Raw genomic sequence first — 246 nt, forward strand, 5'->3', positions numbered from 1 at the left:
TTCCAGAGGAACATAAAGGTCAGCAGGATGCCCATATCAGCCTGGAATTTGATCGGCGACAGCATCCAGGTAGCCACACCGATCGCCAGCGTCACGCCGGTAAAGCTGACCGCCTTGCCGGTAGAACGCAGGGTTTCCAGATAGGCATCCTTCAGCGACAGGCCAGAAATCAGCAGCGCCTCCAGTCGGTTGTAAATATAGATGCCATAGTCAACGCCAATCCCTACTCCCAGAGCAATCACCGGC

1 protein-coding gene is annotated in these 246 nt (G+C 55.3%); it reads right to left on the reverse strand.

Annotated features, from left to right (window positions below):
* Positions 1 to 246: MMPL family transporter (locus tag Q4563_RS21790; RefSeq protein ID WP_303606021.1), on the reverse strand; the 246-nt coding region annotated here is incomplete at both ends.

This window comes from Gilvimarinus sp. 1_MG-2023 (genome assembly GCF_030548285.1).